This window comes from Streptomyces sp. WMMB 714 (genome assembly GCF_900090125.1).
Classification (GTDB): domain Bacteria; phylum Actinomycetota; class Actinomycetes; order Streptomycetales; family Streptomycetaceae; genus Streptomyces; species Streptomyces daqingensis.
The window spans coordinates 41,334-63,751 of the sequence record NZ_FMHJ01000002.1; the positions used below are offsets into that span (position 1 = coordinate 41,334).

The 22,418-nt window shown below is 69.9% G+C and carries 16 protein-coding genes and 2 tRNA genes; 3 read left to right on the forward strand and 15 right to left on the reverse strand.

The window, feature by feature from the left end:
- Positions 1-47: 47 nt before the first annotated feature.
- From H181DRAFT_RS02935 to H181DRAFT_RS02990, 12 genes are all read right to left on the reverse strand, one after another.
- Positions 48-695, reverse strand: coding sequence for an L-threonylcarbamoyladenylate synthase (locus H181DRAFT_RS02935; RefSeq protein ID WP_045862625.1), 648 nt, complete (start codon positions 693-695; stop codon positions 48-50).
- Positions 695-1,576, reverse strand: a complete 882-nt coding sequence (gene prmC / locus H181DRAFT_RS02940; protein ID WP_045862626.1) for a peptide chain release factor N(5)-glutamine methyltransferase — start codon at positions 1,574-1,576, stop codon at positions 695-697. Before prmC ends, H181DRAFT_RS02935 begins: the two co-directional genes overlap by 1 nt.
- Positions 1,577-1,610: 34 nt before the next feature.
- Entirely contained in the window at positions 1,611-2,690 is a 1,080-nt protein-coding gene (gene prfA, locus H181DRAFT_RS02945; RefSeq protein ID WP_045862627.1) for a peptide chain release factor 1, read from the reverse strand.
- 103 nt (positions 2,691-2,793) lie between these two features.
- Positions 2,794-3,021, reverse strand: coding sequence for a 50S ribosomal protein L31 (rpmE, locus tag H181DRAFT_RS02950; RefSeq protein WP_045862628.1), 228 nt, complete (start codon positions 3,019-3,021; stop codon positions 2,794-2,796).
- A gap of 184 nt (positions 3,022-3,205) precedes the next feature.
- Complete coding sequence (locus H181DRAFT_RS02955; RefSeq protein ID WP_045863013.1) at positions 3,206-4,318, reverse strand: LCP family protein; 1,113 nt, start codon at positions 4,316-4,318, stop codon at positions 3,206-3,208.
- A 381-nt stretch (positions 4,319-4,699) separates the two neighbouring features.
- Entirely contained in the window at positions 4,700-6,715 is a 2,016-nt protein-coding gene (gene rho, locus H181DRAFT_RS02960) for a transcription termination factor Rho (RefSeq protein WP_045862629.1), read from the reverse strand.
- A gap of 434 nt (positions 6,716-7,149) precedes the next feature.
- Positions 7,150-8,097, reverse strand: a complete 948-nt coding sequence (gene thrB, locus H181DRAFT_RS02965; protein ID WP_045862630.1) for a homoserine kinase — start codon at positions 8,095-8,097, stop codon at positions 7,150-7,152.
- Between the two features lie 369 nt (positions 8,098-8,466).
- Positions 8,467-9,597: a threonine synthase gene (thrC, locus tag H181DRAFT_RS02970; RefSeq protein WP_074467685.1), complete on the reverse strand. Its 1,131-nt coding sequence runs from the start codon at positions 9,595-9,597 to the stop codon at positions 8,467-8,469.
- 32 nt (positions 9,598-9,629) lie between these two features.
- A complete protein-coding gene (locus H181DRAFT_RS02975) occupies positions 9,630-10,922 on the reverse strand; it encodes a homoserine dehydrogenase (RefSeq protein WP_045862631.1) in 1,293 nt (430 codons plus the stop codon).
- A gap of 93 nt (positions 10,923-11,015) precedes the next feature.
- Complete coding sequence (gene lysA / locus H181DRAFT_RS02980) at positions 11,016-12,407, reverse strand: diaminopimelate decarboxylase (protein WP_045862632.1); 1,392 nt, start codon at positions 12,405-12,407, stop codon at positions 11,016-11,018.
- 171 nt (positions 12,408-12,578) lie between these two features.
- Positions 12,579-13,460: a DALR anticodon-binding domain-containing protein gene (locus H181DRAFT_RS02985; RefSeq protein ID WP_045862633.1), complete on the reverse strand. Its 882-nt coding sequence runs from the start codon at positions 13,458-13,460 to the stop codon at positions 12,579-12,581.
- 226 nt (positions 13,461-13,686) lie between these two features.
- The gene (locus H181DRAFT_RS02990) at positions 13,687-14,115 is read right to left on the reverse strand and encodes a response regulator (protein ID WP_045862634.1); all 429 of its coding nucleotides are present in this window, start codon (positions 14,113-14,115) and stop codon (positions 13,687-13,689) included.
- Between the two features lie 196 nt (positions 14,116-14,311).
- On the opposite strand from H181DRAFT_RS02990, the gene H181DRAFT_RS02995 reads away from it, so the two are divergent.
- Positions 14,312-14,383 (forward strand) — tRNA-Arg (locus H181DRAFT_RS02995).
- Positions 14,384-14,755: 372 nt separating this feature from the next.
- On the forward strand, positions 14,756-16,141 hold the full coding sequence (locus H181DRAFT_RS03000; protein WP_045862635.1) for a hypothetical protein: 1,386 nt from the start codon (positions 14,756-14,758) through the stop codon (positions 16,139-16,141).
- Positions 16,142-16,242: 101 nt separating this feature from the next.
- Here the strand turns inward: H181DRAFT_RS03000 and H181DRAFT_RS03005 are convergent, their stop codons facing one another.
- A complete protein-coding gene (locus tag H181DRAFT_RS03005) occupies positions 16,243-19,311 on the reverse strand; it encodes an AAA domain-containing protein (RefSeq protein WP_175439702.1) in 3,069 nt (1,022 codons plus the stop codon).
- Positions 19,312-19,852: 541 nt separating this feature from the next.
- Between H181DRAFT_RS03005 and H181DRAFT_RS29285 the strand changes: the two genes are divergently transcribed.
- Positions 19,853-19,923, forward strand: a tRNA-Arg gene (locus H181DRAFT_RS29285).
- Positions 19,924-20,116: 193 nt separating this feature from the next.
- On the opposite strand, the gene H181DRAFT_RS03010 is transcribed toward H181DRAFT_RS29285, so the two are convergent.
- Both H181DRAFT_RS03010 and H181DRAFT_RS03015 read right to left on the reverse strand, forming a co-directional pair.
- Positions 20,117-21,094, reverse strand: a complete 978-nt coding sequence (locus H181DRAFT_RS03010) for an L-threonylcarbamoyladenylate synthase (RefSeq protein ID WP_045862637.1) — start codon at positions 21,092-21,094, stop codon at positions 20,117-20,119.
- A 185-nt stretch (positions 21,095-21,279) separates the two neighbouring features.
- A complete protein-coding gene (locus H181DRAFT_RS03015; RefSeq protein ID WP_045862638.1) occupies positions 21,280-22,152 on the reverse strand; it encodes a universal stress protein in 873 nt (290 codons plus the stop codon).
- Positions 22,153-22,418: the final 266 nt, after the last annotated feature.

Below are 22,418 nucleotides of genomic sequence, written 5' to 3' on the forward strand. Positions count from 1 at the left end.
GGGCCGGGACGGCCGTACGAGCGTCCTGAGGGGCTGCGCGCCCCCTGTCATGACGCCACCTCCATGTCGGGCACGACCTTGCGCAGCTCCTCCGCGCTGAGCGCGCCGGCGCGCAGCAGGACGGGGGTCTTGCCCGTCACGTCGACGATCGAGGAAGGCACCGAGTCCGGGGTCGGGCCGCCGTCCAGGTAGACGGCGACGGACTCGCCCAGCATCTCCTGCGCGGCGTCGCAGTCCTGCGGCGCGGGGTGGCCGCTGAGGTTCGCCGAGGAGACGGCCATGGGCCCGAACTCCTTGAGCAGCTCGATGGCGACGGGGTGCAGCGGCATCCGCACGGCGACGGTGCCCCGCGAGTCGCCCAGGTCCCACGTCAGCGACGGCTGGTGCCGGGCCACGAGCGTCAGGGCGCCCGGCCAGAACGCGTCGACGAGCTCCCAGGCGGACTCGGGGAAGTCGGTGACCAGGCCGTGCAGCGTGTTCGGCGAACCGACGAGCACGGGCGAGGGCATGTTCCGGCCGCGCCCCTTGGCCTCCAGCAGGTCCCCGACGGCGTCCGGGCTGAAGGCGTCGGCCCCGACCCCGTAGACGGTGTCCGTGGGGAGCACGACGAGTTCACCGCGGCGGACCGCCGAAGCGGCCTCGCGCAGGCCGGTCTTGCGGTCGGTCGAGTCGGTGCAGTCATAACGCCGTGCCATTACGGCACCTCCCTGCGGGCTGTGGCGAATCGGGGCCGGTTGTTGAGGTCGGGATGGTCCGCGGCGTCGGCCCAGCCGCGGTCCTCGGTGAAGATCCAGGGGACTTGGCCGCCCTGGGTGTCCGCGTGCTCCACGACGACCACGCCGCCCGGGCGCAGCAGCCGGTGCGCGGCGCGCTCCAGGCCGCGGATCGTGACCAGCCCGTCCTCCCCCGAGAACAACGCGAGTTCGGGGTCGTGGTCCCGGGCCTCGGGCGCCACGTACTCCCATTCGGTGAGCGGGATGTAAGGCGGATTGGCGACGACCAGGTCGACCTGGCCGTCGAGCTCGGGCAGAGCCGTGAGCGCGTCCCCGTGGTGGAGGACCACGCGGCTGCCCTCGACGTTCTTCACCGCCCAGCTGTACGCGCCCTCGTCGAGTTCGACGGCGTGCACCCGCGAGCGGGGCACCTCCTGCGCGAGGGCGAGCGCGATGGCGCCCGAGCCGGTGCACAGGTCGACGATGAGGGGTTCGGCCACGTCCATGGCGCGCACCGCGTCTATCGCCCAGCCGGCCACCGACTCGGTCTCGGGGCGCGGCACGAACACCCCTGGCCCCACCTGGAGTTCGAGGTACCGGAAGAAGGCACGGCCGGTGATGTGCTGGAGCGGCTCGCGCGCCTCGCGGCGGGCCACCGCCTCCCAGTACCGGGCGTCGAAGTCGGCGTCGGAGACCCTGTGCAGCTCACCGCGCTTGACGCCGTGCACGAACGCGGCGAGTTCCTCCGCGTCGAACCTCGGCGAGGGCACGCCGGCGTCGGCCAGCCGCTGTGTCGCCTGCGCCACCTCGCTGACGAGCAGGCCGCGGCGGTTCGGGGGCTGCCCCCCGGACGAATGCAGCATCGTGAGTTCCCTACCACCCGTCCGTACGAGCGCTCTACTGGGCAGCGGCCAGCTTGGCCGCGGAGTCGGCGTCGACGCACGCCTGGATCACGGGGTCGAGTTCCCCGTCGAGCACCTGGTCCAGGTTGTACGCCTTGAAACCCACCCGGTGATCGGAGATCCGGTTCTCCGGGAAGTTGTACGTGCGCACGCGCTCCGACCTGTCAACCGTACGTACCTGGCTGCGGCGGGCGTCCGACGCTTCCTGGTCGGCCTCCTCCTGGGCGGCGGCCAGCAGCCTCGCGCGCAGGATGCGCAGCGCCTGCTCCTTGTTCTGCAGCTGGCTCTTCTCGTTCTGGCACGAGACGACGATGCCCGTCGGCTCGTGGGTGATCCGCACCGCGGAGTCCGTGGTGTTGACGGACTGGCCGCCGGGGCCGGACGAGCGGTAGACGTCGATGCGCAGGTCGTTGGCGTTGATCTCGACGTCGACGTCCTCGGCCTCGGGCAGGACGAGCACGCCGGCGGCGGAGGTGTGGATGCGGCCCTGCGACTCGGTCGCGGGCACGCGCTGCACCCGGTGCACGCCGCCCTCGTACTTCAGCCGCGCCCACACGCCCTGGCCGGGCTCCGTGGCACCGCCGCCGCCCTTGGTCTTCACGGCGACCTGTACGTCCTTGTAGCCGCCCAGGTCGGACTCCGTCGCCTGGATCAACTCCGTCTTCCAGCCGACGCGTTCGGCGTACCGCAGATACATCCGCAGCAGGTCGCCGGCGAAGAGTGCCGACTCGTCGCCGCCCTCGCCCGCCTTGATCTCGAGGATGACGTCCTTGTCGTCGCTGGGGTCGCGCGGCACCAGCAGGAGCCGGAGCTTCTCCGTGAGCTCCTCGCGCTGCCCTTCGAGCTCCTTGACCTCGGCGACGAAGTCGGAGTCGTCGGCGGCGAGTTCACGGGCCGTGGCGAGGTCCTCGCCGGCCTGCTTCCACGAGCGGTACGTGGCGATCACGGGGGTCAGCTCGGCGTAGCGCTTGTTGAGCTTGCGGGCGCGCGCCTGGTCGGCGTGGATCGCCGGGTCGGCGAGCTGCTTCTCCAGCTCCGCGTGCTCGCCGATCAGTTCCTCGACCGCCTCGAACATCGTTTGTCCCTTACGTGGAAGAAGAAAGTGCCAGGCAGCGCAAAAGAGCGCCGGTCCGTCACGCCCGGCGGAGGGCGTGCCGAGGACCGGCGCTCGAGCGTTGCTACTTCTTCTTGGCGGTACCGGCGCTCTTGCCGAAGCGGGCCTCGAAGCGGGCCACGCGGCCTCCGGTGTCGAGGATCTTCTGCTTGCCGGTGTAGAAGGGGTGGCACGCGGAGCAGATGTCGGCGCGGATGACGCCGCTGCCGACCGTGCTGCGCGTGGTGAAGGAGTTACCGCAGGTGCAGCTGACCTGGGTCTCCACGTACTCGGGGTGGATGTCCTGCTTCAAGGTGTCTCCTAGTTCCGGGAGGGCGCCGGGTCGGAAGGGCGGATTGCCTTCCGTGAACCGGAGCCGACGGTCCAGTCTGCCATCACTGGCCGTGCCTCCCAAAACCGGGGGCGGGCGGCCGTTATTCCGCGATACCCCCGCGATCCGGCACACGAGCGGGCGTACGGCGGCGGGCGCTCCCCGGTCAGCGCACCACACCGCCGATGTCGGTCCGGTCGCCCGCGGAGCCCTTCGTCGCCGAAGCCGGTATGGCGGCGTCGCGCTCGAGAGCCGCCCACATCTTCCGCGCCTTCGACTCCATCGGCACGACACGGTTGGGGTCGGCCGGGTCATAGGTGACCGGCAGCGTCGAGAACTGGATGTCGTCGGACTTCACGCCCTTGAGCAGCTTCGCGACCCCCACGAGGTCCGTGACCGAGTCCAGCTCGGAGTCCGTGGTCACGGCGGACGTGGCACTGTCCGCGAGGTTGTAGAGCTTCTTCGGGCTGCTGAAGACACCGACGTCGTCGACCTGGTCCATCAGCGCCTTGACGAACGCCTGCTGGAGCTGGATGCGGCCCAGGTCGCTGCCGTCCCCGACCGCGTGACGGGTGCGCACGAGGCCCAGCGACTGCTCGCCGCTCAGCTTGTGCCGTCCGGGCTGCAGTGCCAGGTGGCTGTCCTTGTCGTTGATCGGCTTCCGGGTGGTGACCTCGACGCCGCCGAGGCTGTCGATGAGCTTCTTGAAGCCGTCGAAGTCGACCTCGACGTAGTGGTCCATCCGCACGCCGGACATCGATTCGACCGTCTTGACGGCACAGGCCGGGCCGCCCACCTGGTACGCCGAGTTGAACATCGCCTTCTGCGCCGGCGCCTTGCCGCCGCTGCCGTCGTCACCGTCCTTGGAGCATCCCGGGCGGTCGACGATGGTGTCCCGCGGTATCGAGACGACGCTCGCCTTCTCGTGCTCCTTGTCGACGTGCACGATCATCGCCGTGTCGGAGCGGGCGCCCCCCTGGCCGGCGCCGCCGTACTCGGCGTTGGCGCCGGAGCGGTTGTCGGAGCCGAGGACGAGGATGTCCATGGAGCCGTCGGGGGCGTCGTCAGGACGGTTCCCGCCGAGTTCGGCGTCGATGTCGACGCCGGAGATGTTGCCGTTCAGCTTGAAGTAGGCCAAGCCCAGACCGGAGCCGCCGAGGACGAACACGGCGCCCGCCGTCCAGGCACCCGCCTTGAGGAGGCGCCGGCGGCGGTCCACCGGCCTGCGGCGCCTGCCGGTGGCGCGGAGACCGCCTCGCGAGCGCCTGGCTTCCGCCACCTGCCCGTCCGTGTTGCCGTCCGCCATCGTCACTTGCCTCAGTCCTGTCCTTGCTGCTTCCGCTGCCGTCCGTGGTGCGGGCGCGCGACTGCTGCCCGAGGACGCGTACGCCACATCGGCGTCGCGCCTCGCGAAGAGTGGCACATGCAGTGACCCGGATGCCTCTGCTGTGATGATCGGCGCGGATTTGCGCCGATCATGGCGGTACGGCGCCCACCTGCGAAGACGCGCTGCCGCAGCGATCGGGAATCCGCGTACGGGCGGGCCCGGCGTGTGGGCAAGCTCTCAGGCCCCGTCACGCACGGCGAGGACCGCCCCACCAGATGTGGCGGGACGGTCCTCGTCGACCGGGCCCCTCAGGACCGGCGGTGGCGGCGGCTGTCAGTCGCCGCCGTTGCCGGGCGTGGGCGTCGTCTTCTGGATCTGCAGCAGGAACTCGGTGTTCGACTTCGTCTGCTTCATCTTGTCCAGCAGCAGCTCGATGGCCTGCTGCTGGTCCAGGGCGTGCAGCACGCGGCGGAGCTTCCAGATGATCTGGAGCTCGTCCGACGGCATGAGGATCTCTTCCTTGCGGGTGCCGGAGGCGTCCACGTCCACAGCGGGGAAGATGCGCTTCTCGGCGAGCTTCCGGTCGAGCTTGAGCTCCATGTTGCCGGTGCCCTTGAACTCCTCGAAGATCACCTCGTCCATGCGCGAGCCGGTCTCGACCAGCGCAGCGGCGAGGATCGTCAGCGAACCGCCGTCCTCGATGTTCCGCGCCGCACCGAAGAACTTCTTCGGCGGGTACAGCGCCGTGGAGTCCACACCGCCGGAGAGGATGCGGCCCGAGGCGGGAGCCGACAGGTTGTAGGCGCGTCCGAGCCGGGTGATGTTGTCCAGCAGCACCACCACGTCGTGACCGAGCTCCACGAGCCGCTTGGCCCGCTCGATGGCGAGCTCCGCGATCGTGGTGTGGTCCTCGGCGGGACGGTCGAAGGTCGAGGAGATGACCTCGCCCTTGACGGAGCGCTGCATGTCGGTGACCTCTTCGGGCCGCTCGTCGACCAGCACCACCATCAGGTGGCACTCCGGGTTGTTCACCGTGATCGAGTTCGCGATGGACTGCAGCACCATCGTCTTGCCCGCCTTGGGCGGCGCCACGATCAGACCGCGCTGGCCCTTGCCGATGGGCGAGACCAGGTCGATGATCCGCGACGTGAGGTGGTTCGGCTCCGTCTCCAGACGCAGCCGCTCCTGCGGGTACAGCGGCGTGAGCTTGTTGAACTCCGCCCGCGACTTGCCGCCCTCCGGGGCGGTGCCGTTGACCGAGTCGAGCCGCACCAGCGCGTTGAACTTCTCGCGCCGCTCCCCCTCACGGGGCTGACGGACAGCGCCGGTGACGTGGTCGCCCTTGCGCAGTCCGTTCTTGCGGACCTGCGCCAGCGACACGTACACGTCGTTCGGGCCCGGCAGGTACCCGGACGTCCGCACGAACGCGTAGTTGTCGAGGATGTCCAGGATCCCGGCCACCGGGATCAGGACGTCGTCCTCGGCGACCTGCGGCTCGAAGTCGTCACGCCCGCCGCGGCGGCCCCGGCGGTCACGGTAGCGGCCCCGGCGGCCGCGCCGGCCGCCCTCGAAGTCGTCGTCGTCGCGGCGTCCGCCGCCGCCCTGGTTCTGACCGCCGCCCTGGTTCTGGCCGCCGCCGTCGCCGCCCTTGCCGCGGCCGCGCTGGCGGTCGCGCTTGGAGGGCCGGTCCTGCTGCTGCCTGCCGCCGCCGTCGCCCCGGCCGCCGTCGCCGCGGTCTCCACGCTGGCCGTCGCCCTTGCCGGACTGGCCGCCGTCCTGCTGCCGTCCCTCGGCCGCGTCCGCGGAAGCCTCGGCCTTGGCGTTGCCCTCGCGGCGGCCGCGCCGCCCGTCGGCAGCCTTCTCCTCGTTGGCCGGCTGGCCGGGGATGTCGATCTGCTGGGCGTCCTGCCCGCCTTCCGCGGACTCGTCACCCGTGCGCGCCTTCGAGGTCGCCCGGCGCTTCGGCTTGGTGCCGGCGTCCTCAGCCGCCGCGGCGTCGCCGGCGCTCCCGGCGTCCTTGGCGCGGCCGGAAGGAGCTGACGCACCGCCAGAACCGCCGCCCGACTGCTTCTCCTTGATGGTTTCGATCAGCTGGCTCTTGCGCATCCGCGCGGTGCCCTTGATGCCGAGACCGGAGGCGACTTGCTGGAGCTCGGCGAGAACCATGCCCTCGAGCCCGGTGCCGGAGCGCCGGCGTTTGGGCGCAGCACCGGAGGCAGGCGCGGCAGAAGCGTCCGTTGCAGGCGCGTCGGCATTGTTCCCGGACGTACCCCCGGAAGGGGTACCACCCGAGCCGCCGGCCTCGGAGGCAGCGGCGTTCACGCCCATCAGATCGGTGGTGTCGCTCACTAAGGGTCCTTCCCTGGAGCGGACGTCGGCCTGTCTGGCTCGGCGACCGGTCGTGCTGTCCGGCGGGGTCCTGTACGAGCGGACCTGACCGAAGCGGTGGTCCCGCCTGCATGTGTGGCGGGGAGATCAATTCAATGGTTCGACGTACAACAAAGGACGGGGTGTCCTGCACGTCGGCTCCGGAGCGTGCTCGAGACTGCCGAGCGAGGCTAAGCAGCGGGGAGGCTCCTGGAAGAAGAGGCGATCCCTGGGGCTCTGCCCTGGGGAATCACACAAGCACTGCACTCTACGGGCCACCACAGCATTTCACGTGCGGACCACGAGACTGCGAGTACAGACTTGAGGTTAACACTACCGGATCCAACAAACATTCCCCCTTCCACGGATCGTCGCCCTCCGCCGGGCCCCGTCCGGCCCACCGGATTCCTGCACTGTCACTGAGGTGCGCCGCGGGCCGCGCCGTCCGCGTTGAGCGGCAGCACGCACGCGCCCGCGGCGTCGAGGCTCAGCCTGTTCGCCGTCCACTGCTCTCCTGCCAGACGGGCCACCTTCTCGGCGGCGCCGTCCCCCTCGGGAAGCGCGAGCACAGTGGGCCCCGCACCCGAGACAACTGCTGGGACGTCGTCAGCCCGCAAGCGGTTCAGCAACTCCACGCTTTCCTGCATCGCCGGGGCCCGGTACTCCTGGTGCAGCCGGTCCTCCGTAGCGGGCAGCAGCAGGTCGGGGCGCCTGGTCAGCGCCTCGACGAGCAGCGCGGAGCGTCCGGCGTTGAACGCCGCGTCCACGTGCGGCACATGACGGGGCAACAGCCCCCGGGCGGTCTCCGTCAGCAGCGGCTTCGCCGGAACGAAGACGACCGGCACGACGGACGGCGCCGGCTCCATCCGGACGGCGCGCGCCGCGCCGGCGTCCATCCACGCGAGGGTGAAGCCGCCCAGGAGGCAGGCCGCGACGTTGTCCGGGTGCCCTTCGATCTCGGTGGCCAGCTCCAGCATCGCGGCGTCGTCCAGCCGGGCCTCTCCGCCCGTGGTGACCGCGCGGGCGGCCATGATGCCCGCGCAGATCGCGGCGGACGACGAGCCGAGGCCGCGTCCGTGCGGGATGCGGTTGGCGCAGACGACCTCGAGGCCGCGGGGCTGCCCGCCCAGCAGGTCGAACGCGGTGCGCAGCGACCGTACAAGCAGGTGGTCCTCGTCGCGGGGGAGGGTCTCGGCGCCTTCACCGGCGATGTCGATGTGCAGCCCGGAGTCGGCGACGCGGACCACGACGTCGTCGTAGAGCCCCAGCGCAAGTCCCAGGCTGTCGTAACCGGGGCCGAGGTTGGCGCTTGTGGCGGGAACGCGCACACGGACTGCTGCGGCGCGGAACGCGGGGCCGGCCATCTCCCGATGACTCTCCTTGGTTGGTCGAGACGATTTCCCGTGAGACCGCGGCGTGACGCCGGACCGGTCAATGACCCATTGTGTCCCGGACCTTACGGTCCGGACGTGGCCCCCGTCGGACGCGGGGAACCGAAGCAGGTGCGGGGGTTTCGGGGTTGTTCGAGGCTGGTTCAAGCTTATCGAAGGAAGGTTCAGTGACGACACAGGGCGCACGGGAGGCGCACGATGCGTGTCGCGTGCGGCTCCGCGCTCCCTGGCCGCCGTCCGCCGCGGACGGAGGAGGAGACCCTCCCCCACGCCGGCGGCGGCCCGCCCGGTCGAGAGCAGTCACCAGGTGACTGCCCAGTTCCGGGCAGGCGGACACCTCGATCAGGCGAGGCCCAGCCGTTCCGCTGCCGCGTCCGCGTCGATCGGCACGATCACCGGCTGCGGAGCGCCCGCGACCGCCCAGTCCGGGTCCTTCAGGCCGTTGCCGGTCACGGTGCACACCACCCGCTGCCCCGGCTCCAACTGCCCCTGCTCGGCCGCCTGGAGGAGCCCGGCAACGGACGCCGCGGACGCCGGCTCCACGAAGACGCCCTCCCGCTGCGCCAACAGCTTGTAGGCGCGCAGGATTTGACGGTCCGTCACCGCGTCGATGAAGCCGCCCGACTCGTCCCGCGCCTGCTCGGCCAACTCCCACGAAGCGGGGTTGCCGATCCTGATGGCGGTGGCGATGGTGCTGGGGTCCTTCACGGCCTCTCCGCGCACGATCGGAGCGGCACCCGACGCCTGGAACCCCCACATGCGGGGGGTGCGCGCCGCCGGGCCGTCCGCCGCGTATTCGCGGTAACCCCGCCAGTACGCGGTGATGTTGCCCGCGTTGCCGACCGGGAGGACATGGATGTCGGGGGCGTCCCCGAGCATGTCGACGACCTCGAAGGCAGCGGTCTTCTGGCCTTCGATGCGGTGCGGGTTGACCGAATTGACCAGCGCCACCGGGTACTTGTCGGACAGGCCGCGCGCCAAAGTGAGGCAGTCGTCGAAATTGCCCTCCACCTGGAGGATCTTGGCGCCGTGCACCAGGGCCTGGCCCATCTTGCCCAGGGCGATCTTGCCCTGCGGGACGAGGACCGCGCAGACCATTCCCGCACGGACGGCGTAGGCGGCCGCCGACGCCGAAGTGTTGCCCGTGGAGGCGCAGATGACGGCCTGCGCGCCTTCCTCCTTGGCGTGCGTGATGGCCATCGTCATGCCGCGGTCCTTGAAGGAACCGGTGGGGTTCGCCCCCTCGACCTTGAGGTGGACGTCGCAGCCCGTGAGCTCGGAGAGCAGCTGCGCCGGCACGAGCGGCGTGCCCCCCTCGCGCAGGCTGACGGGAGCCGTGTCGGGGCCCAGGGCGAGCCGGTCGCGGTACTCCTCGATGACGCCTCGCCACTGCCGCGTCCCGGCTCCCCGGGCGGGCGGTCCGGACGCCGCCGAGGCTCCGGATGCCCCCGCTGCGGATGCTGCGCTTTCCATGGTGGTCACTGTCCTTCGACTCCCCTGCTGCCCTATTCGCCCTCGACCCGCATGATGCTGGCGACGCCGCGCACCGTGTCCAGTTTGCGCAGTGCTTCGACGGTCGCGCTGAGCGCGGCGTCCGCCGCGCGGTGGGTGACCACGACGAGCCATGCGTCGCCGTCCTTGCCCTGCTGGCGGACGGTGTCGATGGAGACGCCGTGCTCCGCGAAGACGGTGGCGACCTGGGCCAGGACACCGGGCTTGTCCGCCACGTCGAGGCTGATGTGGTACCGCGTGACCACCTCGCCCATGGGCGAGACCGGCAGCTGCGCGTACGACGACTCGCCCGGCCCGCGGCCGCCGTTGAGCTTGTTGCGGCAGGCGGCCACCAGGTCGCCCAGGACGGCGGAGGCCGTGGGCGCGCCGCCCGCCCCGGGCCCGTAGAACATCAGCTGGCCGGCGGCGTCCGACTCGACGAAGACCGCGTTGTAGGCCTCGCGGACGTTGGAGAGCGGATGGCTGAGCGGGATCATCGCCGGATGCACGCGCGCCGTGACGGAGCGGCCGTCGGCGGAGCGCTCGCAGATGGCCAGAAGCTTGACCGTGCAGCCCATGCGCTTCGCCGAGGCGATGTCGGCGGCGCTCACCTCGGTGAGGCCCTCGCGGTGCACGTCGTCGAGGCGCACACGCGTGTGGAAGGCGATTCCGGCGAGGATCGCGGCCTTGGCGGCCGCGTCGAAGCCCTCGACGTCGGCGGTCGGGTCGGCCTCCGCGTATCCGAGGGCGGTGGCTTCGTCGAGCGCCTCGCCGTAGCCGGTGCCGCTGGAGTCCATCCGGTCGAGGATGAAGTTCGTCGTGCCGTTGACGATGCCGAGGACGCGGTTGACCTTGTCGCCGGCCAGGGATTCGCGCAGCGGCCTGACCAGCGGGATCGCGGCGGCGACCGCGGCCTCGTAGTACAGGTCGGCGCCGTGTTTCTCCGCGGCCTCGTGGAGCGTGGGCCCGTCCTCGGCGAGGAGCGCCTTGTTGGCCGTCACCACGCTCGCGCCGTTCTCGAAGGCCGAGGTGATCAGCGCGCGGGCGGGCTCGATGCCGCCGATGACCTCGACGACGACGTCGACGTCCGCACGCCGGGCGAGAGCGGCCGCGTCCGTGGTGACCAGGGCGGGGTCGATGCCCTCCCGCACCCGGTCGGGGCGGCGCACGGCCACCCCCGCCAGCTCGACGGGGGCGCCGATGCGCGCGGCGAGGTCCTCGGCGTGCGTCGTCATGATGCGTGCCACCTCTGAGCCGACCACTCCGCAGCCCAGCAGCGCCACCTTCAGCGGACGCGTACGCATCATCCGACCTCGCCTCTCGTCATTCCCTGTGCAGTCAGTCTCACGTAAGGAACGGGAGAATCGACGCCCGTTCCAACATGTGGGACGTATATCTCGCTAACCGACATCGAGTCGCAAGAGATCCTCTTCCGTCTCCCGGCGGATGATCACTCGCGCCTCCCCGCCGCGCACCGCGACCACGGGCGGACGCAGCGCGTGGTTGTAGTTGTTCGCCATGGAGCGGCAGTAGGCGCCCGTCGCCGGAACGGCGAGCAGGTCCCCCGGAGCGACGTCCGCCGGCAGGAACGCGTCCCGTACGACGATGTCCCCGCTCTCGCAGTGCTTGCCGACGACGCGGGAGAGCATCGGTTCGGCGTCCGACGCCCGCGAGACCAGCGAGACGCTGTACTCGGCGTCGTAGAGCGCTGTGCGGACGTTGTCCGACATGCCTCCGTCCACGCTGACGTACGTACGCAGCCCCGGCAGCTCCTTGACCGTCCCCACCTCGTAGACCGTGCACGCCGAAGGGCCGACGATGGCGCGGCCCGGTTCGACGGACAGCCTCGGCACCGCGAGCCGGGCCCCCCTGCACTCGCGGTCGACGATCTCGCGGAGCGACTTGGCGATGGTGTGCGGGTCGCTCGGGTCGTCCTCGGACGTGTAGGCGATGCCGAGCCCGCCGCCGAGGTCGATCTCCGGCAGTTCGACGCCGTGCTCGTCGCGGATCTCCGCGAGAAGGCCGACGACCCGGTGCGCGGCCACCTCGAACCCCGAGGTGTCGAAGATCTGCGAGCCGATGTGCGAGTGGATGCCCACCAGCTCCAGACTGTCCAGCTTCAGCACCCGGCGCACGGCCTCGGCCGCTTGGCCCCCGGCGAGCGCGAGTCCGAACTTCTGGTCCTCGTGCGCCGTCGCGATGAACTCGTGCGTGTGCGCCTCGACGCCGACCGTGACCCTGAGCTGGACGGGCTGCCGCCTGCCCAGCCGCTCGGCGATGCGGGCCACGCGGACGATCTCCTGGAAGGAGTCCACGACGATGCGCCCCACGCCCGCCTCGATCGCCTGGTGGAGCTCGGCGGACGACTTGTTGTTGCCGTGCAGGGCGATCCGCTCGGGCGGCATGCCGCCCGCGAGAGCGATCGACAGCTCGCCGCCGGAGCAGACGTCCAGGTTCAGCCCCTCCTCGGTCAGCCAGCGCACGACGGCGCGGGACAGGAACGCCTTGCCCGCGTAGAAGACGTCGGCGTCCGGGCCGAAGGCGTCGCGCCAGGCGCGGCAGCGGGTGCGGAAGTCGTCCTCGTCGAGCACGAAGAGCGCCGTACCGAACTCCTCGGCCAGCTCGGCCAGACCGAGGCCGCCGACGCTGACGGCTCCGGTCGCGGAACGGGCCGCCGTGAGGGGCCAGACCTTCGGGTCCAGCGCGTTGAGGTCGGCGGGCGGCGCGGTGTAGTGCCCCTCGGGCAGCACATCGGCGTACCGCGGGCCTGCGGGGTGTGCGGAGCGGCTCATACGGGGGCCTCGCTCTCACTGTGCGCGTGGGGGTGGTGCGGATTCATGTCGGTTGTGCGTCCTTTGCGAAGTCTCGGACGTCCCGGGGGCCGGCCGCTCGCCGGGCGGCGGCGTCCGGCCGTGGGACTGGAGCGAAGTCGGTCGGGGCCCGCCTCGGTCTCACGCGGACACTCAGAGGCGGGCGGGCGCGGTGACGCCCAGCTGGGACAGGCCGCCTGCCAGCACCGCCCCGGTGGCTTCGACCAGGGCCATCCGGGCGCGGTGGGCGGCCCCGGGTTTCTCGTCGCCGCGGGGCAGGGGCGGACATCGGTCGTGGAACTCGAAGAAGGCGTCTCCCACGGACACGAGGTGACGGGCATGCCTGGCCGGGCCGAACTGCTCACTGACGCGCCGGTGGTCGGCGAGGAGCGCGAGCAGGGCGCGTGCGCTGGGGCTGCCGTACGGGCTGCGCGCCGGGGCGGGGGCGCGCCCGTGGTCGTGCCCGACGTCCGCGCCGTCGTCCCGGTCGGCAACGCACGCGTACGCGTCGCCGCGGAAGCCCAGATCGCGGGCGTTGCGTACGAGGGCGCGGGTGCGGGCGTGCGCGTACTGGACGTGGAAGAGCGCGCTGGAGCGGGACGTCCGCACGGCCAGCGCCTCAGGGGCGTCCCCCGTGGCGGCGCTCCACCGCGCGATGTCGGTGGCGGGATCGTCGGCACCGGCCGGGGCGGCCCCGGACCGGGCCAGCTCGTCGACCAGCGCCGCCCTGGCCCCCTCCTCCAGCGTCACGTTGAGGAAGCCGCCACCGGTGACCTCCACGCCTCGCACGCCGTCCTGCCCGGCGAGCCCGGCCCGGAGGATCCGGGCCACCTCGTGCGGCGGTGCGCCGCACGCCTGCGCGACATGGAACGCGACGTTGACGGAGTAGTCCCCCTCGCCCCGCCTCGGCGGAGCCTCCACCACCACCCGCCCGCGCGGCCCGAGGCCGTCACGCGGGGAGAGCGGGAGCTCCCCCTTCGCGGCGGCGCAACGCACTGTGCGCAGGACAGTGCGGGAGAGCTGGGCGGGTGTCACGGAGCAAGCGTATGGGAGAGGGGGTGGGTGCGCGCGAACCGGTTTACCCGAGAGGGAGACGGCCGGGCAGTGAGACGTCTGAACAGGCCCCGTGAGGGCGGCATGGCGACGTAACCGCTGGTGACGGTGGGTGCGTGCGCGGCGACCGGCGGCCACGGGGCGAGCACCGAATCCGTACCCGGCAGCCGGCCGAGGGACAGGCGGGAAGAGGCGCGCGGGGCGCGCTTCAGGGACGGGCCGGCCCCACGGCCGGCTCCTCCCCCTCCTCCTCGGACGTCTCGCTGCCGACGTCGGCGCCCGTCAACTGCCGTACCATTCGGACCAGTTCGGACGGCTCGAAGGGCTTCGCCAGAAGGGCGTCCACCTCCGGCTCACGCCCCTCGCCGTCGCCGAGATGGGAGCGCCCGCTCACGATGGCGACGGGGATGTGGCGCGTACGGGGGTCGGAGCGGAGGCGGGCGGCCGTGCGCAGACCGTCGAGACGGGGCATCACGACGTCGAGCGTGACGAGATCGGGACGGACACCGTGCACGACGTCCAGGCACTCGACGCCGTCGGTGGCGGTCACGACCTCGAAGCCCTCCAGCTCGAGATTGACCTTGATCAGCTGCCGGACAACCTTGTCGTCGTCCACGACAAGAACCCGGCCGGACATACCTGGCACGCGACTAAGCCTAGGCTTACCACTCCCCCGTCGTCCGGGTTTTGCCCTTTTCCACCCCTGCGGGCGGCAGCACCGTCACAACATCCACACCGGCCCCCAGGCGGGCGTCAAGCCCTGAAACCCGGTTCCGACGCACCACCACCGAGCTGGTACTGTTCTTCCTGTCGCCGCCGAGAAGCGCCGACGAGCCCCCGTAGCTCAGGGGATAGAGCAACGGCCTCCGGAGCCGTGTGCGCAGGTTCGAATCCTGCCGGGGGTACTTCCGATCAAGGCTCTGACCAGCAGGAATACTGGTCAGAGCCTCTTGCATGCGCGCCGAAACACACACGGTCTGTGGACCGTTGCTCTTTTCGTGCGGAGCGGCGCGTCATGCGCGGCTTGATCGATGAATTTGTGCAGGTCAGCGGCCTTTCGTTGTGTCGCGGTGCGCTGCCACGAGGCCGTTGAGCGAGTTTGGCCGCTCGTGCACCGCTTTTTCGTGATCACGATGTGACCAGCACCGATGCCTCGATCGTGCTGTGAAACGCACACGGTGTCGTGCCGCTTTGCGCACTTGTGTGCGCTCCTCGATCCAGCACTACTGTCGGGGCCTTCGTTGTACCGCGAGTCAAGAGGCTGCAGGGGGAGTGCGATGAAGGACGCAGCAGAGGTACTGAACGATCTGGGGAAGTCCTGGAATGTACAGGTGAATTCGAGCGCAGCACTGGCCGGTGCCGTCGCCTCCGCGGCTGCGAAGGATGACCAGCAGCGGCGAGAAGACAACCGTGAGCCGTTACGTCGCAAGCCGGGGCTTCGTGGGCTTTCCGCCAATGAGGTCGGGTTGTCGGTCGAGCTGACTCCGTGGGAGGTACTGCACGCTCTCGGGCGGGCCACCGTTCTGGCCCGGCAGGGTGCGGGTCGGGGGCTGGCCGAACACTGGGGCTGTCTGAAGTACTGCCAGGCCCTGGAAGGCAGGTCCAGTCAGTACATAGCCCTCTCGGAGGAGGGACTGAATCCTGCGCGCCACTACAAGACGGTGCAGTCCGGTGAGTTGGGGGTCGGTTTCGCGCTCGCTGTGGCTGAGCGTGTCGTCCGAAAGCGGTACCCGGATCACTCCGTGTCGCTCCTCGACGCCGGCATCGCGTTGCAGGCCGGATGGGCATTGGTGGGCAAGGACGTCAAGCGGCGCGACTGGGTCCGCCTCCGCCCGGACTTCCTGTTAGAGGCGTGGAAGCCGGGGCAGCCTTCGAAAGTGTTTCCCGTCGCGTGCAGGGGCAGCCACAGCAAGACCTCGTATGCCTACACCCAGCTGGCAGGTGCTTCGGCTCAGGTCGAAGCGGTGCATGTGGGCCCGTGGAACCAGACACCGTGTCTGGTGGTCTCGACGGAGCTTCTCGGCCAGGGCGGCATCACTGTTCACATGCTGCACGCTCCCGGTGATGGCACGTTGCACGTTGCGCCGGAGGATCCCGGAGCGGACGCGAATCTGTGCCTTGAGGACCGGAACATCTACCCGGATGTTCGCATACCTGCCGACGACAACGGCGACGAACAGCGTGTGAGTGGCTTCCAGGTTCTGCCGGAGGATCAAGCCTGGTTCCGGCGGGCACTGCTCAGGGCGGGGGCGGCCGGATTGATGGCGTTCACCGGTGGAGGGGAGCCCACGGCGCAGTACCTGACCGGGCGCCAGGGGAAGCGGCACTTCGAGGGCTTTACGCATGCGGGAACCGGCATCGTGCAGGATATCGACCCCCAGATCCGAGGTATCCGCTTCATCGGCACGGACCACGTCTTCCGGCTGAACGGCAAGCGCGTCGAGGCATTCTCAGGACTCGCCGCGGACCTGTTCAAGTATCTCCGCGACGGAGATGTTGAGCGGTACCGGCGCGAAGCACATGCTCTCCGAGCGACGTGGCGCTCTGCCCGAGGCAAGGACGACTACGACGGCCCGGTCTCGATTCGAGAAGACGGCACTGTGATGGCGATGCAATTGCTACCCGAAGTCCGGCGGAAACGTCCCCGGAAGACCGGCGCCTGACTCTGGCCTACCTCGGCTCCACTGGCGAATGGCGGCGATGCGGAGATCTGAGCACCCTGACGAGGTCTCCGGTCCGACCGAGGCGTCGCCGACCGGCCGGTTTACCTGCGTCCTCGGGAGAACCGCACGGGCGCTTCCCATGCTTTGTTGGCTTTCCGTCCCGAGCACGTTCGGTTGAAGCACCGCCAGTACCAGTCTGCGTTCCTTCTGCGACGCAGGTCCACTTCGTCTCCCCTGCACGCGCCGCACCGAGGGGGCTTTGCGAAATCCTCCGCGTGTTCGTGGGCAAGGATCTTGCGGGCGAAATGGCCACCCTTGATTGTCAGCATGACTTCACGTGAGCGGCTCTGCGAAAGGGAGTTGAGGCTGCCGAGCAGGACGGTGCGTTCGTCGATGACGACGATCTTCTGGTGCATGACGTTGACGGATACGACAGTCGGCACCACGGCCCGAAGCTGCCTGAGGAGTTCGGTCTGCTTCTTCTGGCCGGTGTCGTAGGGGTCGCGGACGAACACGGTCACACGGACGCCCCGGCGTACGGCATCTTCCAGCACGGGCAGCAGGCTGACAAGCCGCTTCGCCGTCCAGGGAGACCAAATCCACAGCGACGTCTCGGCTTTGGCGAGACGGCCGGCGAAGGTGTCGTAGAAGGACATCTCGTCATCGATGTCGGATACCTCGACGTGGCGAGAGAGGACATCCGCGAGTCGGGAGCTGAACTGGCCCAGATCCGGTGAGACTTGGCCGTTGGGTGCGATGAGTCCGGTGGCGGGGACGGAACGGGCGCGCTGTGTGCGGATCAGCTCCGCGAGGGCTCCCATCGGTGTGTTCGCGTCAGCGGCCTGGATGCGCCTGCGGCTTCCGATGACGTACAGCCTGGTCTGGGCGCGGGTGGCAGCGACGTTGAAGAGCCGCATGCCGTTGCGGGCCCATGTCGTCGCGTCGGGAGAGCGGGAGGAGTGAGCCATCCATAGGCCGTCGCCGTAGTCGTCCTCGACCGTGTCGAATACCACGACGGGGAATTCGCGGCCCTGGAAGCGGTGGGCTGTGCCTACTTCGGCCAGCAGGCCTCCGCTACTGCCCTCGGTGTCGCGGAGTGCTTCGAGAGTCGCCTCTGCCTGTACCGGGTACGGCGTGACCACTCCTGCGACCTCGCCGTCCTCGTCGTGCAGGTCGATCAGCGCTCGCGCGAGCAGGGATCCCGCCGGCCACCACCCTTTGCGTCGCCCCGTACGGTGGGCCTGGGCGAGACTCTGGAGTCCGTCGGTGTCGATGATCACAACTTCGGGGTCGTCCGTCTTGCGCAGCGCGGCCCGACGTTCGATCCCGGGCCCGGGCTTGAGGACGCCGTCGTAAGCCAGGGTGTTGGCGAGGCTCATGATGTCGTGGCCGAAGCGGTGCTGGACGTCGAGGACGACACAGCCGTCGTGGTTCGTGGCGGCCGCAGGAGAGTCGATGCCGAAGTGCTCGAACACGTCGCGCAGGATCCAGCGCGCGATGTCCGGCCGTTTCTCGCCGTCCAATTTCGGGAGGACGGGTCCGAGTTGCATGAAGTCACCCAGCAGTACGGCTGTGGTCTTCGCCTTGCCCACCGCGAGGAGCACTTCGGGGAGTGTCGCCGCTCCGGCCTCGTCGACCAGGACGACGTCGTACTCGCCCTCGAATACCGCTGTGGTGGTGCGGAATCGGGCGAGTGTGGTGGCCACGATCTTCGCGCTGCGGATGATCTCGCCCTGGGCGTCCCGTGAGAGCTTGTCGTACTGGTCCTGCAGTTCGCGGTGACGTCGTTCCAGGGCCGGCCTTTTCTTCTCGTCTTCCGCGACCTGCAATTTCAACGCCGAAGCCATAGCGTGGCGTTGGGGATGACCGAGGCCAAGGGCCTCTGCTACGCGTGCTTCGGCCTCCTGCGCCAGGCCGAGCTCCTTCTCCAGCGGGAGCAGCCGCGCGCTTGCGGTGTCGGCGATGCGCCTCGTCTTCTGAAGGTCTGCCTCGATGGTGCGCAAGAACTGCTGCCTGCGTTCGATCTCTTCCTTGCTGAAGGGGATTCGGGCACGGAGGTCGGCAATCCGCGGCTCCAACTGACTCTCCGTGCGCGCGAGCACATCACGTGCTCTCGCTGCCTTTTCCTCCGCCTCCTCAGCAGACCGACGGGCTTCCTCGGCCTGGGAACGGGCTGTCACCGTCTCACGCTTCGCCTTGCGCTTCGCGAAGCCTTTGAGTTGTTCCAATTCGCCGAGTCGTTGCTCGGCTGCATTGCAGACGCCCTCGGCAAGCAGGGCCTTCGCCTCCAGGCCCGTCACGGCCTCCCGTATCTCGGCAAGCTTGGCCTGCGCTTCGTCGTGCGCCGACCAGTCGGCTCGCGCTCGTTCGGTCGCAAGCACCTCGTCAGCTGCCTGTGTCTGTTCCTGTTCCAGCCGTGCGATCCGTTCGCCTGCGGCGTGCACCTCGTGGCGAACCTGCTCGTGCGCTCGCGCCAGCGCCTCGGAAGTACGGGCAGGGTCATCGAGACGGGAGCGGTCGGCTGCATACGTCACGTGATCGAAGTCCTTGAGACCCCGCTCCAGTTCCGCAAGACGGCGGGCTCGCTCCCGACCATCAGCGAGCTGCGTAGCCACATTCCTGCGCTTTTCCTCCGCATCCGCGAGCCTCTCGCGGACCATCAGTGTCAGACAGACACTTGGGTCCTCCGCGACCTCACGCAGATGGGGCGGCCCTACCCGCACAATCTCGCCGTCGGAGTGCCGCCGCTCCTTCACCACACCCCACAGAGCGTTGTCCACGGCAATGTTCGTAGCCGAGACCAGCAGGATCCGCTTGCCCCGCGCGACGAGATCGCCGATGGCTCGCCTGAGAACAGTGGTCTTGCCGGTCCCGGGCGGGCCCCATACCAGCCACAGGCCCTCCCCTGTGCACGCGCGGTACGCGAGATCCTGTGCAGGCAACAACACACCCGCCCGACCTCCGCTCGGTGCGAGCCTCCCCGCACCCGCTTCTCCACGCGCCATGACGTGTGCCAGAGGTGCCTCGGTGAGCGATGCCATGCCGTCTCGAAGGGCCTTCACCAGGAACACGGTGGGCTGCGGCTTCACCCATACCTGCGGATCGGAGGGGTCTGCGAACTCGGCCACACGTACCCGCAGGGCAGTACCGTCCTTGAAGACGTCGAGCACCGAATGCCCAGCGTCGACGTCCCCTTCGTCCGGGCCTGCCAGCCTCAGACTGTCGCCTTGGAGTTGGTCCGTCGCGATGTCAGAGCCACGCACGTCGACGACGTACTCTCCTGGCTTTCTGCCCCTTACCGCCCGCCCCAGGGGCCGCCAACGTGGCTCTCGGGCTGGCAGGCCCTCCTGCGCCACCCAGGCGTCCAGTGCTGTGACGACCTCTTCCTGCCAGCCCATATCCCCCGCTATCTCGGCGCCGTCCAGAACTCGGGTTCCGTACTACCAAGAGAGCCAAGGGGATGACCATGAGCGTTCTCGCCAAGGTTGGCGCGGTCTCAAGAGGAAACGGGCGCTCAATCGCCTGTGTCTGTTGCGGCGCACCTTGCAGGGGCTCACCATTCGACTGTGAAACGCACCGCTCGAAACAAGCACCCTTCTCGTCGAGGGCCATGTGTCGGTACAGCACGCAAATCTGCTGAAATCTAGCGGGTTCGAGGCCGTGGGCTACTTGTGGGACAGAGCGAATGACACCCCATCACCTAGCGCTCTGACCTGCGATAACTCCTGGGACTCGAACGGCCTCCGGAGCCGTGTGCGCAGGTTCGAATCCTGCCGGGGGTACTTTCCGGGACACGTACCCAAAAGGCCCTCTGATCTGGCGTTACAGCGGATCAGGGGGTCTTCTGCTGTGCGCGGCAATGTGCCGCTCCAAGCGCCCGCAGGGCCGCACCCTGGACTGTTTACGGGTTGCGCATATCGCGCGAAACGGTCAAGACATCGCAAGCCGGCGGGCCCGTGCCGCCGGCTTCGCCAGTCACACGGTGGCCCGGGGTCCCGCGGCGCGGCGGAGCCGGTTGGCGATCGCCACTCCCAGCCCCTCCTCCACCGGCAGGGACGCGACGATGAGGTCGCAGTCCTGCTGGTCGAGTTCGCGCAGGAATCCGTACAGTCCGCGCGCGTAGTCGGCCATCGAGGCGGGGAGGGCCGCCACGGCATGCACCTTCACCTCGGCGTCGGCGAAGGAGGCAGGCAGAAAGACGCCCACCCGGTGCCCCCGCTCCTGCGCCAGCTCCGCTTCGGCGACGAGCTTCTCCGGCTCGACGAGGACGACCCGGGCACCCGGGGCGTAGTGCGACGGATGCTGCCCCGGAACCCGGACACGGCTCGTTGACGGGGCCGCAAGCGAGCACCCCAGCACCACTTCGAGTTCCTCACGCGTCACCCCGCCGGGCCGAAGAATGCTCGGGGCGTCACCCGTGGCATCGACGATGGTCGACTCGACACCGACCTCGCAGGAGCCGCCGTCCAGCACGAAATCGACGCCATCGCCCAGCTCCGTACGAACATGGTCCGCCGTTGTGGGGCTGACCGAGGCGAAGCGGTTGGCGGACGGAGCCGTGATACCTCCGCCGAAGGCCGACAGCAGCGCGAGCGCGACGGGGTGGTCGGGCACGCGCACGGCCACCGTCTCGAGACCGCCTGTCGCTTCGAGAGGCACGCGGGGACCACGCCGCAGGACCAGCGTGAGCGGTCCCGGCCAGAAGCGCTCGGCCAGCAGGCGCGCTGTCGCAGGCACGTCCTGGACCCAGTCGTCCAGATGCTCCGCGCCGCCGATGTGGACGATCAGCGGGTGGGAGGGGGGACGTCCCTTGACCTGGAAGATGCGCGCGACCGCGGCGGGGTCCTCGGCGTTGGCGCCCAGACCGTAGACGGTTTCGGTCGGGAGGGCCACCAGACCGCCCCTGCGCAGCACACCGGCTGCCTTCTCGATGTCACTGACTTCTGCCGTCACCTTCGCAATCCTAGGCGCGTCGAGCACCGTCCTTCGCCGATATCAGCGCCGACCGCGATCCCGGGACGACCAAGATCAACTGCTTGCGCTGACGGCTCTCCCGTTGCTGCCGGCCGCGATCGACCGAACCCGTCTCCAGGGGTCAGCACCGGTACGAGCACCTGCGGACAGTGAGCCGAGGAGGGTCACTCGTGGGGGACCACGGCGACCGGGCACGCCACGTGGTGCAGGACCGCGTGGGTGACCGGCCCGATGCGGGTGGGGAAAGGGTGCCCGCGCGTGCGGCGGCCCACGACGAGCAGCGAGGCGTCGGCAGCAAGACGCAGCAGGTGCGGAGCCGCATCGGCGCGCGCCGGGTGTTCCTCGACCGCCACGGCGCTGTACCTGCGCCGCCACGGGTGCAGCACCCGCCTGTAATGGGAGTGGACCTCGCCGTCAGCGGCGTCCACGCCGCTGGAGTCGGGCAGCGCCGACGGATAGCCGTACAGCGACCGCTGCGACCAGGCATGCGCGACGCGCAGGACGGCTCCCCGGCGAGCCGCCGTCTCGAAGGCGAAGTCGAGTACGGGTGCGCAGCCGTGCTCAAGGTCCAGACCGACCACGACCGGGGCGTCGTCGATCGCAGTCCGATCCTGGCGGCGGACGGAGACCACCGGCGTGCGGGCATGAGCGATGACCGAGATCCCCACCGATCCGACGACGAAGCCGGCGACGGGGCCGAGCCCACGGGAGCCGAGGACGAGAAGGCCCGTGTCCCCGGCTGCCTTCAGCAGCGACCTCACGGCGGACCCGGCCACCAGATCCTCGGTCACTCTGATTCCCGGCCGGCCGGAGACGGCACGTCGCCTCGCCTCGGCGAGCACCTGCCGAGCCTGCGGATGTGAACCCCCGTCCTCCTCCAGCCGCACAGGCCACTCCTCCCTGACGCTCTGCGCCTGGGAGACGCACACGAGGCGCAGCGTGACCCTCCGGGAGGCGGCCTCTGCGGCTCCCCACTCGGCCGCCGTCAGGCTCTCGAGGGAGCCGTCGACACCCACGACGACGGATCGCTCCTCCACGGCGCACTCACCTCCGTCGGTGCAGCCCCGCCGCGTCCGGCGTCGGGCCCTTCCGGATGCGGCACCGTCCCCAGAACAGCACCGCCCCCGTGTGGTCGCCAGCCGAGCCCGCGGACGGTGTCCGGCGGACGGGTGACACCACCGCGAGCGCCTGCTCCGGGCGTGACGCAGGCATCGGCCGGGGGCCGGGGGCCCGGGGGCCGGCGGGGCGTTACCGGCATCGGCGGCCGACGTACGACGAGCCGGGACCGTCGGCCCTCGCCATC

What these genes read in the sequence shown, in the direction of transcription:
- H181DRAFT_RS02935 (WP_045862625.1), bottom strand. Translation starts at nt 695, where the DNA reads ATGGCACGGCGTTATGACTGCACCGACTCGACCGACCGCAAGACCGGC.
- prmC (WP_045862626.1), bottom strand. Translation starts at nt 1,576, where the DNA reads ATGCTGCATTCGTCCGGGGGGCAGCCCCCGAACCGCCGCGGCCTGCTC.
- prfA (WP_045862627.1), bottom strand. Translation starts at nt 2,690, where the DNA reads ATGTTCGAGGCGGTCGAGGAACTGATCGGCGAGCACGCGGAGCTGGAG.
- thrB (WP_045862630.1), bottom strand. Translation starts at nt 8,097, where the DNA reads ATGGCCGGCCCCGCGTTCCGCGCCGCAGCAGTCCGTGTGCGCGTTCCC.
- thrC (WP_074467685.1), bottom strand. Translation starts at nt 9,597, where the DNA reads ATGGAAAGCGCAGCATCCGCAGCGGGGGCATCCGGAGCCTCGGCGGCG.
- H181DRAFT_RS02975 (WP_045862631.1), bottom strand. Translation starts at nt 10,922, where the DNA reads ATGATGCGTACGCGTCCGCTGAAGGTGGCGCTGCTGGGCTGCGGAGTG.
- lysA (WP_045862632.1), bottom strand. Translation starts at nt 12,407, where the DNA reads ATGAGCCGCTCCGCACACCCCGCAGGCCCGCGGTACGCCGATGTGCTG.
- H181DRAFT_RS02990 (WP_045862634.1), bottom strand. Translation starts at nt 14,115, where the DNA reads ATGTCCGGCCGGGTTCTTGTCGTGGACGACGACAAGGTTGTCCGGCAG.
- H181DRAFT_RS03000 (WP_045862635.1), top strand. Translation starts at nt 14,756, where the DNA reads ATGAAGGACGCAGCAGAGGTACTGAACGATCTGGGGAAGTCCTGGAAT.